Source organism: Vibrio sp. (assembly GCF_047973365.1).
GTDB lineage: Bacteria > Pseudomonadota > Gammaproteobacteria > Enterobacterales > Vibrionaceae > Vibrio.
Genome location: NZ_JBKEBW010000174.1, coordinates 1 through 11,257, shown reverse-complemented (window position 1 = coordinate 11,257; position 11,257 = coordinate 1). Strand labels below are relative to the sequence as shown.

Genomic DNA, 11,257 nt, shown 5'->3' with positions numbered 1-11,257 from the left:
TGCGTACTATTCACCAGATAATCCACACCATCAGCGACACGAACATAGCGCCCGAGAATGTCAGCTAGGTTTATTTTTCCATCGGCAACCAGTGACGGATACGCTTTTGCAATACGATGATAGAACCCTGCATCGATGTCTGTATCCATGATTTGCAGCGCATTTTCTGGAATGTCATCGCTTAACCAATAAACTGGCGTGCCCGGCTCGACGGCGTGGTGTTTTATCCACCAACACGGCGTTGGGAAATTTGGCCATTCATCATGTCGGTTCGCTGGGTCTTGCGGGTCGTTGCCTGTGTTGTCGGCTGGGGCGTATGATGTCCAGATTTCTAGCTCGCCTGTATTTGCATTGAATGTGGTGCATGTTTCGTTTTGTTTGTAGGTGCGGTCAGAGCGCCAAGGTGCCATTTGACTACCATTAGCACTGAACACACGCGCCAAATGATCAAACCTATCTGGATCGAACTCCACACCCGACGCACTGAGCGCATTCATGAACTCTTTAATATTGGCGTTAAACCAGGCTGCACCAGGGTAGCTTGGTGCGCCGCTGTCGTTGGATTCAGAGAAGTAACCAGGCGTACCAATTCGAGGTTTGGGGGCTGGCGCTTCCGTGACTTGTGAGCTGTTATTTAACGGATGCATTAAACGCTTTCCTCATCATAGTAGTAAACAAATTCGTAGTATTTACCGCCTAGCTTGATGGTGTTTAACGTACACTCAAGAATAGCGGCGGTTTGTAATACCAACGGGGTTAAACAGTTATCTAAACAGGTGGCATACGCTTGGGTGATGCCATAGACGTTAATACGAAGAACGTGGCGATAACGCTCTTCATAAAGTGGATATGTGCAGCCGCGTAAGCAGTGGTGTGGAAAGATTTCTTGCACCTCAATTTCAAAGCCTAAATCAGCAGCAAGCTTTTCAATGTTCCACGATTGAAGGCCACCTTTGCGGTGATACTTTTCAATCACAGCGTCACGGCGTGATTCAAAGCCTTGGTTAGCAACATTACATTCTGGCAAGCCTAAATAGGCTTCCCATTCTGGCAAGCCTAAATAGGCTTCCCATTCTGGCAGTGTTTGTACGCAGGTTTCAGGTCGCATCTCATCAAGCAGTAAGTCCGCATTTGTTTCTACGGCTTCTAGGCGTGGCGCATAACCCGCAACGTACTTATACAGCGTGCTGTTTGGCTCGTAGTTCCAAATCAAACCACGAGGCATTTGCAGTATTAAAGAGTTAGTCCATGCTGCTACGCTGTGGCCCATGTGATAACCCCTAAATCATGTAATTGGTTTGCGGCAGCTGGTACATCAACATCGAGATCAAGCGTGTAGTCTGTTACACCTTCCGTGCCACCAATCGCAGTACGAACGGCACTAAGCAGTAAGGTTTGACCAGGTGATAAAGTCTTGAAGTAAGAATTCAAACTGGTCTGAACCGATTTACGAAGCTCGGAAGAGTCTGGTGTTAATCCAATCTCCAAGTCAGTTGTTAACAATTGAAGATTGATATTGATAGGTTCTATGCCCGCAGGTCGACCAACATCCGCGCCCGTGGCTGGGTCAGAATGTCGATAAATATAAGCATCCATGGTGGCAATATCGGTGCTGTTTGGAATGATGTCTTCACGTCCATCAAACACAAACGCATAACCAACCGTCGAGCCACCTTGATAACGGTCATACGCCCATGCACGAGTCACGCCAGCCACTTCACGACACCACGCTACATAATCATGTACAGCACCGCCCATTGGAGGGTTACGCTTACGGAACAACAAACGATCTAATACTTCATTAACTGGCTCTAAATCGGCACCGCCGGAAATCTCGCCCGTTGTACCGTTAGGTTGAATGCCTGGCACAGTTGAAACCAGCGTTAAAGTTTCACCATCATCGATATTACCGTCAGCACCTGGCTCATTAGCCTCAACTGTTACCAGCACTTCACCATCAATAGGCGCGTTAGACAGCACCACGGTATATAAACGGCCATCACTATGGATCAATTGCGTATCCAGTGGCACAGGCACATCACCAATTAACGTAACAGGCCCAGTTGCTGCCGTGGCAAGCTTTTGGATCACGCCTTCCGTTCGTGCCGTATCAAGAATGGTTTGGTCTTCAGATTCAGAGGTCGGAATAATTTGGCGAACAATCCAAGACTGGTAATCGTACACATCACGTAACGAACCACTGACCGCACTATTTAGTGCAAGCTCAATACCAAACTTAGGCAACACCTGATCAAGTGATGCCTCAATATCCAGCTTGCCAGATTCAATCAGTTGTCGAAGAGTAGGAACGTTAAACGGCATAGATAAACTCCTGAGTAGCAGACCAAGCACGAGACACAGTTAAGGTGATTTCCTTACCGTCAGGCTTTGAAATCACAATGGTTAACGCAAGGGTTTGAAAGCGAGGAATGGAACCCGTCACAGAGACTTTGCGAGCCATGCGGCCATTGCCATCATCAACAAGCATCCATGCCAGTGCATCTTCCGCATATTTCACCGCGCGGTTACGCACATCAGTGGTCAGTTTTTCACGGTAGAGTAGCCAGAGCTTAGAACTCCAAGGTTTATCTGAGAAAGTATCACCCGGCCAACCACGTAAATCGGTTGTACCATCAGGAATATTGTCAGAAGAATTAGCGCGAGCATCAGTAAACAAAGAAATCAGCACAAGGTTTGAAATCGTACTATCGACATCACCTTCAATGATGACATTGGATAGCTGAGTCATACTTTGTGCGATGTTCATCATAAAAACCTTTAGCCAATAGGCGGTGTCGTGTTCGAGCTTCCTGCTTTGTGATAGTGACCAAGGTAAGAAAAACTGCCAGCCGTTAAGTCGCTACCGCTAACCAAACTGGCTGACGTAATACCGCCAGAAGCAAAAATACCTAAATCTGTCGAGATGCCACCCGTCACATGCAAGGGGCCTTGAATTAATGTTTCTGGTGAGATGATAGTGAAAGAAGACGCCGCGTTATAAATCACCTCAGTTGCTGTGATGATTAGCTTGCCGTCTTTAGTGAGGCGGATGTTGTGACCTTCTTGATGGTATAAAAAAACATCGCCACTTTCACCTGTTGGGCGACAATTTTTATCTTCCACGGCCACGGCAACCAAATTGGCTAAGTCACCGCCAAGCGCAACCAATACCGCTTCTGAATTCTTCGGTGGGTTTGAACTCATGCCATAATTTTGAAAGCGCTCGATGTTATCGGCAGACTCATCCGCATGGATCTGAACTTGAATGTTTTGGCGCTGCAAATCCTCAATAACCCCCGTCACTAACGCACGGCCAATGCTGCCCATAATCTTACGGCGAATCGGGGCCAGCAGCTTTTGAATGTAGCGTTCAGTTACCATTTGGTTGCCACCTTTGCTTTCTTTTCCACTTGAGCTGGAATATCCATTGCTTCTTTAGGAACAACACTGATCACAGCTAACCGCCCAGACTCATCTTCGCTAAACATCACTGCCTTGATCAGTAGCTCTTTATCAATACCAAATATTTGGTCTGTTACTTGAATCAACTGGTTAAAGTTCCACAACTTGCCCGTATCAGGAATGCGCCAACCTGTTACTGTGTATTCCGCACTGTTCGAGCGTGCAATGCTGCGCTGGCGTTCCCACTGACCGCGCTTACTCGCACCATCAGCAGTAGCGATTTCTTCATTGATGATGATCATTGGTCGATAACGAGTGATTTCCTCATCCGTGATTTCCGCTTTTATTCCACCAACGGAGGACAAGCCAGCGCCGTCCCATTTTTCACCGAAACTTGGGCCAGTGGATTTCACTGTGAATTGACTAAAGCGATCACGCCATGAGAAACGCCCACGTGCGGCAAGAATGTTCTGGCCGAGAATTAAAGCGGTGCCTGCTTTTTCTTTGCTAGTACGCGTGATCACCAAATTACCGAACGTGTCAGAAGTTAGTAGAACACCACGCTGTTTTGCTAAACGTGCAAGCAGTTCATGGGCAGTTTCACCTTGCTCAAGTTGTACACGTTGGAATGCTGCGCCCACATCCGTATTCACGATCACATCAATATCAAATGGCTTACACACCGTTCTAGCAATTTGCGTTAACGTCTGGTTGTTGAATTGGCCGCTTGAATGCACCACAGAGCAATCAACAAGGTCAGCGGTTTTATCGCGGCCACTGACTGAAATAGTGATTTGTTCATCATCGTAACTTGGGATCCAGTCATCAATGTAACCGGTGATCACACGCTCACCACCAATCTCAACAACACAAGCTTCACCTTGTTGAATCGGGGCCGTCTGTGCTTGGTATCGCTCATCCATCCATTTCCAAGTCAAAGACAGCTCAAATGAGCCCGCCATGCTATCCATAGCACGAGTGACTTGTACCTTAGTCCAGCCCTCATAAACACGGCCATCAACTTTCAAGGTGATTTTATCCATTGTTATTCTCCCCAATAATCTCAACCGATTGAGACGGAGTAACAAAGGCAGGATGTGAAAGCCCATTACGGCGAATAATCGACTGGCGGTTTTCCGTATCACCAGTTTGAGCCCACGCCACATAAGACACAGGCATGGTTTGATTCGGGGTATAAACAGAAAGTTGGGGCAGCTGCTCTGCGCGAGCACGAGTGTCAGACAACACAGACTGGCGCAACGCACGCAAAGAACGCCAGAGTGATGAATCACCACGTTCGACAGCTTGCTCAGCAAATACGGCCAGTTCACTTGCTACACCATTACCCATCGCTTTCAGCTGTGGGCCAGTCAAAATGGCAGAACGCTCCGCACCCGTTAACGAGGCAATCACATTGTCATCGGCTTCCGTATCCTGGTTAAGATCCGAAGCGCCAAGGGCAGCCGCTTTAGAAATGGTGGCAGAGTTTAAAATCAGCTGTTTATACACTTCACTGTTTTGGGTAATCGCCGCTTTCTTTTTTGAGTTAGCCGTAAATGGCACAGAACTAGCAATACCATCAGAGCTTGAAATACCACTACTTAAACCTCCAGTTACTGCCAATTCTGCGCGCATACCATCCCAACGATTTTGCACTTGGGTATACACATCAAGGGCACGAATTGGGTCAGTGACTACAGATTTCACATCTTCAAGCAAGCCCATGGTTTCAACCGCCAAATCACCAGGGTAAGCCAGTAAGTTACCAATCGAGTCTTTGGTACGAATCAAGCGGTTTGTCCATTCACGCAATTCACTTGGCAATGATGGTAAGCCACGAGTGAACTCGTCTAAATCATCTAAGAACTGATCCACCATGCCGCCAATGCCTTCCACATTATCGACATCAAAATAGCCCTCAAAGGTAGAGTTGGCAGCATCTTGAGATTGTTCTGCTTTGGCTTGCAAGTCGCTGGCGGTGTCTGATTGGGCTGAAGGAAAGAGGTTTTCACCCACCTCAAACACTTCAAAACTAATGCTCGCGGTACGGTCTTTATTGATAAGCAGCTTATGGCTCACCTTACCAATTTGAACTTGTCGCACGCCAAACCAAGGATGAATGAGTTCGCCAGGCCCTGGCTGATTCAGTGCATCGAGAATATTTTGCAGTTGGGTGACGTAATCATCACCAAGAACGCGACCAGTGACTTTTTCCGATTGCAGCACCTTGCCGTTGTCTTCCGCCCAGCCGCTTTCCTTTTTAGGGTAAGCATGAGGAATGGCACGGCGGCCACTTTCACCATCCGCACCTTCAAGTAGGAATTCAACCCCACGAAAAGAGGCCGTTAAACGTTCTTCAAATGCCATTTAAAGCTCCTTTATGGTGGGTTAATTTATGCCAGAATCTGGGTTGAGGCTGATGCCTGGAATGTTGCCAGTGACTTTCTTAGTAATGCGGTCATCGCTGACACCAATATCGACTTTAATATTGCCGCCAATACCTAGTGGTTGCGGGGCCATCATCCAAGGTAAGGTGGTAGGTGTTGAGCCATCATTGGTTTGATAATTTTTGACGGCTTGAGTGACAGATTTTGATTCTTTATCATCACTAGAAAATAGATCACCTAATGTTGTGTTTTGCGCCCACTTGCCAAATGCAGTATCACCAATTAATGCATCCATAGTAGACTCGACAACAGGGTATAGAATCGTAGCTGCAAGCGCTTTACCTGCGGCAGACTTCACTTTGCTTCCTTTGGTTCCTTTATTACTCCCACCGCCCAATGTGCCAGAATTATTCATACCACCCGCTGGCATGTTCACGACATAAACAGGGGTTGCACCTAAGTCTGCAAAACCTCCTTTGCCACCGACGCCACCCGAACCAGGTATGCCACCTTTACCGAATACACCTTTAACCGATGCGGCAATATCTAAGCCTTTTTTCGCAACGACTAAACCGCCTAATGCCCACGCAGCAGCTTCGCCCCAATCTAGCCAGTTTTGAATGGTGTCATCATCAACACTATTAATGGCATCCGCTAAATCTTGGATCGGCTCAGCGAGTCGCATGTTAGCGAACTTTTCAAAAGAGTTATTTAGGGAGGTGAGCGCACTATCAAAAGTAGCTGCATTGGTGGCCGCTGCTTTCTGGGTTGCTCCCACATCTGTAGTATCAGAAACCATCTCTTTCAATAGCGCTTTGTTGTCTGAACTATATAGAGATGCCAGACCTTGCAATGATGTTTGGTCGAATACATCACCTAATTTCAATGGGTCATTTTTTGCTTTATCTAAAATTTCCAGTAATAACTCGGCAGGTTCTCGCAACTCTTTGGTGCCTTTCTTAAACACCTCAATGCCTTGCTGATCTAAAAACTCAACTTTCTTTTTATCTGAAAAGGTAGCGAATACCGCTTGGATAGAGGTTAACGATTCATTGGCATTGCCTTTAGCTTTCGCAAACAACTGAACGAGCGCGCCCATTTGTTGAATTGCTTCAGGGCCTTTACCTTGATAAGTGGCAAAGAGCTGCTCAGAAATACCCGCAAGATCTTTGACACTGACACTACCAATTGCAAACTGACCGTACAGTTTGTCGATGGTATCCATCACGGCTTCAGACTCGGTAATACCTTTTTCTCTAAACTGGGCAAATAATGCGCCTGTTGATTGAGCATCCGCACCGAATGCCTGCATAAACAAGCCCATATTTTCTAAGTTATCTGTGACAAATTTCAGATCACCGGTTTTGCCAAGCAGCACATCGACACCAGACGCCAATTGTCCCGCATCGACACGAATGTTTTTATTATTTGAGATGTCTTGAACCGATTGCTTTAACCCGTCAACTTCATCTGCACTTAACTTAGCGTTAGTACCAATGCGCGTCATTTGGCTATCAAAGGCAGCGACGTTGCGAACGGTTGCACCTGTCGCGAACGCGGTTGCCATCCCCACATAGCGATTACCTAAACGGTCAATACCACGGCCAGCTGCCGCAGTAGTGGTTTTAACTAACGTCATGGCGCGTTGGTTTTTCTGCGCAAACTGAGTCATGGAGTTACCATACTGCTTGGCTTTGTTGGCTAAGTTACCTGCGAGGTTAAGAACAATGTCAGTTTCAAGACGTTTCGCCATGGCTCATATCTCTTATTTTGTGGTAGATGCGTATCAAATTGCGCAGAGGCATAGAAGTGGTGGTACTGAATGGCACTTTAGAAGCAATGGCGAGTTGAAAAAACTCGCCCATGTCAGCCAGTACCTTAAGATCGCCCCCGAGCTTCTAACTCCTTAATCAGAAGTTGGTCTAACTCACTGGCTTTTTGCTGTAGTAAGTTGAAATCATCCGCATGCAGCTTGCGCAGTTCCTTGATAGAAAGCGGGCCTTGTACACTGCCAATGAATTCAACTTGTCGCATCAAAAGCTCTAAGCCATACATCACATCTGAGGTATAAGCGACAGCGACACCATTTTGCATCACGACTTTTTCCGCCGCTAGCTGTGCATCGATGTAGTCGCCACTGGATAACTCACGCAATCCAACTTCAAGGTGGGTGGTTTCACCCGCCTTGTAGCCATGCGTTAAATTAAACGTCATGATCGCCATCAGATTCGCTCCACCTTATTACCGCGGAAGGTGCCAGTAATTTCACCCGAGTCGGTCAATTGAAACGGCGCTTGAGGTGAACAGTTTGTCATCATGTAATCTATGTCGTTGTCGCCCTCCCAAGTTAGCGTACCTGCCTCAATGGCATTGACTTCAGCAACATCCACATCTTCAGCGGCAGCAATCGTTACTTGCATAGTCGGGGCGGTATATTCACGCGAGGCTCCCCAGCTAACACCAGGCCCAATATGATCGGTATAGGTATAACCACCCGGATTAAGCGTTGAGCCTTTTTTCGTTTTTAGTTGGTTGCCATTACTACGAACAACCACTTCACCAAGAATTCGCATTTGCGTTCTCCTTTTGATTAATCGGGGTTACAGCTTGTATTGCATCAATGCGGCAAACACACGCAACTGATTCACAAGGTCTGGTTTAAACACACAGTTCAAGCGGTTCACATCGCTGTCATCACGATAAACGCTTAACGTTTCTTTGAAGCCTTCAAAATCTTCCACCAACCCATTGGGCACCCAATCGGTATCGGCCAGTTCCAAAATAGCATTGCACATCAGCTTAGGTGTCACCACTGGCTGACCCGGGTTAAGTTTTGGCAACACGTCATCACCAGCTAATTTATGGCGTGGGTAACGGTTAGTGACCATCACACGCAATGAATAGCGCAGGTAGCCCAACGTGGCTGGCGTGGTAATGTCCAAGTAACTTGGGTCTGGGTCGCCATAGGTGTTGACCTTGTACATAGTCACTTCACGCTCAATCGCACATTCACCACCTGGTGTGCGGGTATAGGTCGCAATGCCATCATGCAGCAGTAAGTTGCGCTCGGTTTGGTCCCATACGTCTTCTTTATTCGGCGGCAAAATACCCGGAAGCACTAAGGTTTGCAGTGGGCGAGCTGGGTCGATACCCAATTGATACGCCGCAATACCACAGTAAGAGGCGGCCCATTCCCACGTTGGGTGTGGTGAACTATTGGTGCCCATACAAGTAAAGAGGTAATCGTTACGGCCATCACCATAAGTACCTGTGGCGGCAAACGTGCCACGGAACGCGGTATAGGCAATGCCTTCAATCATTTTGAGTGGGCCATAGCGAGACACCAGTTCATCACGCAGCGCGTTCATGCTTTGTGTGTCATTAAATGGCATCGCAATATGGTTGTACCATTCGTCGGGAATAGCAGCGATCACTTCGCTCATATCCGGCGTACCTGCACCAGCAGTGAAAGAAGTTAATGTTAAGCTCACGCCAGCTGGCAGAACTTCACCGTCGTAATAGTTGTAACGCATATCAATGTCGTTACCCGTCACCCCCGTCCATTTACAAGTCACTTCAATAACAGAAGTTTCACCGTCTTGAAGTGCGGCCGTGACAGGCAAGGATTCATTTTCATTGATAGCAGCGATAATCGCGGTAGTGATAGCGTCTGCGGTGTCATCTTCTTTTACTGTTACTTGTACAGAAGTACCGGCAATCAGTAAGGCGATAACCCCAGCTTTTACCGTGGTGGTCGATACAGTCACACTCGCTTTTGCTGAACTGGCGGCTAAATCTGCCACGTTCAGTGCATACACATCGGTGTAGCTATTGGCTTTACGCAAGCGTTTCAGCATGGCCGAAATCATTGAACCTTTACCGTACAAAGCATCAGCTTCACTTTCACTGGTGCCGATGCGGGTGATCTTGAGAGGAGTAGATAATGCCGTTGGTAACTGCTGACCAATCACTAAAATCTTTTGCGCAAGTGCAGGCGTACCCGAAAGCGCTTGGCTGTTATCGATATCGATATATACCAAAGGCGGCAAAATATCGTTTGGAATATTACCCAATGCCATGGTTATTCTCCTTTCTTAGCAGCAGCGTCTACAGCCGCGGCTTTCTTTGGTTTTGTGGTTGGGGTTGGCTCACTAGCAACAACATCACCATCATTAATACGACGTACCCAGAAAGCAGACTTCGTGACTTCTTCGCCTTGCTCGGCTAGGTACTTACCGTCAGGTTTACGCACCTTGACGCTCGCGTTAGTTGGTTTTACATGGATCTTCATGGTGGTTCCTTTCGGTTGTAATACGTATTCAGGGGTTAAGGTTCATCTTGTGGAAGCGTCACTTCACCTTCAATAAGTGGGCTACCGTCGCCCATGTCGCCTTTAAGACCAAAGGTGATGAAATCGTCTAAAGTCTCTGGGTCTAGAGGTACATCAAGTTGCCACCACTGCGACCAGGTGACAGACCAAATAGCAATGCCCAGTTCGTCTATGCTGCCACTGTATAAGTTGTCACTGCGCACCGATTCCACGCTACCATTGGCTGTAGGCAAAGCACCAAATTGCATAATGGCTTGCACTAATTGGCCTGCGACCACTTCGCAACGTTGGTCTTTTTCATAGCCGTATTGGTCAGTGGTGAACACATAGGCCACAAAATTGACCTTGCCAGATAAACTGCCAGCGGTGTTTTCATATTCAGTGACTCGCAACGCGGTAATACGCACGCTACCATCACGGTTACTTAGCCAACGCTTTACATCTTCCGGTTTATCAAAGCGGCCAATGTGGCGTTCTACAGTTTGTATCTTGTCGATCTGACGTTCTGTACCTTCAAGCTTGGGTTTCAGGTACTTCACAATTTCTTGCACAGCCCAAACGGTGGAGCCTTCTACGTAAAAATCAGGGCGACTCATTTCATTAGCTCCTGCCAGAAGTCACCAAGGACTTGATAAATTTCGTTTTGGTTTTCACGGCTTAATCCTAAAAACTCTCGCTGTGGGATGTCCATTTGGCGGCTAAAGCTACTTACTGATTGCCATACTGGGTGTTTCAGTGCCTTACCAAATGCTTGAGTAATTAGCCTATTGTAGGCCGATACCTGCACTGCACCCGAAAATCCATCTTGGTGTACGGCGGCATAGGCAAGCGGCGAGCCGATTCGTACCGAGTTCTTTTGTACGATGTACTGAATGGAATCGAGCAAATGTAATGAGTAACTATAAATAAAAAAGAGTGAGATTTTCAGGGATTATCAGAGATTTTGTGAGAATGGATTAAAGCCAACAAGGATGGGCGCTCTCGGCAGGTTTCTATTCTACTGCGAAAAGCACCCTGTCAAATGAAGTTAAAAATTTAGAAACACAGGCAAGTAAAAAGGAAAAATACCGCATTAGCCGTAGTGGTATTTTGAAAGTCCAGGAGGGACAACATCATGTAATCATTTCTACGGCTGTCT

General features: G+C 47.1%; 14 protein-coding genes and 1 pseudogene. All 15 read right to left on the bottom strand.

Annotation, left to right across the window (positions count from 1 at the left end; genetic code table 11):
- Positions 1-647, bottom strand: a pseudogene (locus ACK5MF_RS19440) (hypothetical protein); the annotation flags it as partial.
- Positions 647-1,270, bottom strand: coding sequence for a YmfQ family protein (locus ACK5MF_RS19435; RefSeq protein WP_416924155.1), 624 nt, complete (start codon positions 1,268-1,270; stop codon positions 647-649). The pseudogene ACK5MF_RS19440 and the gene ACK5MF_RS19435, both read right to left, overlap by 1 nt.
- Complete coding sequence (locus tag ACK5MF_RS19430; protein ID WP_416924154.1) at positions 1,255-2,322, bottom strand: baseplate J/gp47 family protein; 1,068 nt, start codon at positions 2,320-2,322, stop codon at positions 1,255-1,257. The genes ACK5MF_RS19435 and ACK5MF_RS19430 overlap by 16 nt, the downstream gene beginning before the upstream one ends.
- Entirely contained in the window at positions 2,312-2,767 is a 456-nt protein-coding gene (locus ACK5MF_RS19425; protein ID WP_416924153.1) for a phage GP46 family protein, read from the bottom strand. The genes ACK5MF_RS19430 and ACK5MF_RS19425 overlap by 11 nt, the downstream gene beginning before the upstream one ends.
- An 11-nt stretch (positions 2,768-2,778) precedes the next feature.
- Positions 2,779-3,381: a phage baseplate assembly protein V gene (locus tag ACK5MF_RS19420; protein WP_416924152.1), complete on the bottom strand. Its 603-nt coding sequence runs from the start codon at positions 3,379-3,381 to the stop codon at positions 2,779-2,781.
- Positions 3,375-4,445 carry a phage baseplate assembly protein gene (locus ACK5MF_RS19415; protein WP_416924151.1) on the bottom strand — a complete coding sequence of 357 codons (1,071 nt, stop codon included), beginning with the start codon at positions 4,443-4,445 and terminating at the stop codon, positions 3,375-3,377. Before ACK5MF_RS19415 ends, ACK5MF_RS19420 begins: the two co-directional genes overlap by 7 nt.
- On the bottom strand, positions 4,438-5,769 hold the full coding sequence (locus tag ACK5MF_RS19410) for a DNA circularization protein (RefSeq protein WP_416924150.1): 1,332 nt from the start codon (positions 5,767-5,769) through the stop codon (positions 4,438-4,440). The genes ACK5MF_RS19415 and ACK5MF_RS19410 overlap by 8 nt, the downstream gene beginning before the upstream one ends.
- 21 nt (positions 5,770-5,790) lie before the next feature.
- A complete protein-coding gene (locus tag ACK5MF_RS19405) occupies positions 5,791-7,542 on the bottom strand; it encodes a phage tail tape measure protein (protein ID WP_416924149.1) in 1,752 nt (583 codons plus the stop codon).
- Positions 7,526-7,654, bottom strand: coding sequence for a hypothetical protein (locus tag ACK5MF_RS19400; protein ID WP_416924148.1), 129 nt, complete (start codon positions 7,652-7,654; stop codon positions 7,526-7,528). Before ACK5MF_RS19400 ends, ACK5MF_RS19405 begins: the two co-directional genes overlap by 17 nt.
- Positions 7,655-7,667: 13 nt before the next feature.
- Positions 7,668-8,012, bottom strand: coding sequence for a phage tail assembly protein (locus ACK5MF_RS19395; protein ID WP_416924147.1), 345 nt, complete (start codon positions 8,010-8,012; stop codon positions 7,668-7,670).
- Positions 8,012-8,362, bottom strand: a complete 351-nt coding sequence (locus tag ACK5MF_RS19390; protein ID WP_416924146.1) for a phage tail tube protein — start codon at positions 8,360-8,362, stop codon at positions 8,012-8,014. The genes ACK5MF_RS19395 and ACK5MF_RS19390 overlap by 1 nt, the downstream gene beginning before the upstream one ends.
- A 27-nt stretch (positions 8,363-8,389) precedes the next feature.
- A complete protein-coding gene (locus tag ACK5MF_RS19385) occupies positions 8,390-9,868 on the bottom strand; it encodes a phage tail sheath subtilisin-like domain-containing protein (protein WP_416924145.1) in 1,479 nt (492 codons plus the stop codon).
- 2 nt (positions 9,869-9,870) lie between these two features.
- Positions 9,871-10,080 carry a DUF2635 domain-containing protein gene (locus ACK5MF_RS19380; RefSeq protein WP_416924144.1) on the bottom strand — a complete coding sequence of 70 codons (210 nt, stop codon included), beginning with the start codon at positions 10,078-10,080 and terminating at the stop codon, positions 9,871-9,873.
- 35 nt (positions 10,081-10,115) lie between these two features.
- Positions 10,116-10,715, bottom strand: coding sequence for a hypothetical protein (locus ACK5MF_RS19375; protein WP_416924143.1), 600 nt, complete (start codon positions 10,713-10,715; stop codon positions 10,116-10,118).
- Complete coding sequence (locus ACK5MF_RS19370) at positions 10,712-11,005, bottom strand: phage virion morphogenesis protein (protein WP_416924142.1); 294 nt, start codon at positions 11,003-11,005, stop codon at positions 10,712-10,714. Before ACK5MF_RS19370 ends, ACK5MF_RS19375 begins: the two co-directional genes overlap by 4 nt.
- Positions 11,006-11,257 lie beyond the last annotated feature (252 nt).

Bases quoted from the DNA above. Each gene is read 5' to 3' on its own strand.
- ACK5MF_RS19395 (WP_416924147.1), bottom strand. From the start codon at position 8,012: ATGGCGATCATGACGTTTAATTTAACGCATGGCTACAAGGCGGGTGAA.
- ACK5MF_RS19385 (WP_416924145.1), bottom strand. From the start codon at position 9,868: ATGGCATTGGGTAATATTCCAAACGATATTTTGCCGCCTTTGGTATAT.
- ACK5MF_RS19390 (WP_416924146.1), bottom strand. From the start codon at position 8,362: ATGCGAATTCTTGGTGAAGTGGTTGTTCGTAGTAATGGCAACCAACTA.
- ACK5MF_RS19420 (WP_416924152.1), bottom strand. From the start codon at position 3,381: ATGGTAACTGAACGCTACATTCAAAAGCTGCTGGCCCCGATTCGCCGT.
- ACK5MF_RS19400 (WP_416924148.1), bottom strand. From the start codon at position 7,654: ATGGGCGAGTTTTTTCAACTCGCCATTGCTTCTAAAGTGCCATTCAGT.
- ACK5MF_RS19410 (WP_416924150.1), bottom strand. From the start codon at position 5,769: ATGGCATTTGAAGAACGTTTAACGGCCTCTTTTCGTGGGGTTGAATTC.
- ACK5MF_RS19375 (WP_416924143.1), bottom strand. From the start codon at position 10,715: ATGAGTCGCCCTGATTTTTACGTAGAAGGCTCCACCGTTTGGGCTGTG.
- ACK5MF_RS19415 (WP_416924151.1), bottom strand. From the start codon at position 4,445: ATGGATAAAATCACCTTGAAAGTTGATGGCCGTGTTTATGAGGGCTGG.
- ACK5MF_RS19435 (WP_416924155.1), bottom strand. From the start codon at position 1,270: ATGGGCCACAGCGTAGCAGCATGGACTAACTCTTTAATACTGCAAATG.
- ACK5MF_RS19430 (WP_416924154.1), bottom strand. From the start codon at position 2,322: ATGCCGTTTAACGTTCCTACTCTTCGACAACTGATTGAATCTGGCAAG.
- ACK5MF_RS19425 (WP_416924153.1), bottom strand. From the start codon at position 2,767: ATGAACATCGCACAAAGTATGACTCAGCTATCCAATGTCATCATTGAA.
- ACK5MF_RS19405 (WP_416924149.1), bottom strand. From the start codon at position 7,542: ATGGCGAAACGTCTTGAAACTGACATTGTTCTTAACCTCGCAGGTAAC.
- ACK5MF_RS19380 (WP_416924144.1), bottom strand. From the start codon at position 10,080: ATGAAGATCCATGTAAAACCAACTAACGCGAGCGTCAAGGTGCGTAAA.